Here is a 232-nt window from a genome sequence, read left to right on the forward strand (position 1 = left end):
TTTCGCTACCTGCCAACTGTAAATCGGGACCAGATAATACTTGCCGCCTTTCTCAAATACATCTACGCGCACCATGGTTGCGTTGTCGGCGATGCCGTTATGGTTGCGCACCCATACACCGGTTTTCTGTACTTGCTCTATGCGTACGGCTTTTACCTGTTGAGTGCGGTTGCCTGCTTTATCGTATTTATAAAACGGCTCGGCAAAGGCTTTGGCAGGATCGTCTTTATAT

The 232-nt window shown here is 48.3% G+C and carries 1 protein-coding gene; it reads right to left on the reverse strand.

Annotated elements, in window-relative coordinates; genetic code table 11:
* Positions 1-232: hypothetical protein (locus ACTHS4_RS12735; protein ID WP_440366069.1), on the reverse strand; the 232-nt coding region annotated here is incomplete at both ends.

This window comes from Neisseria sp. P0014.S009 (genome assembly GCF_051958155.1).
GTDB classification, from domain to species: Bacteria; Pseudomonadota; Gammaproteobacteria; order Burkholderiales; family Neisseriaceae; genus Neisseria; species Neisseria flavescens_C.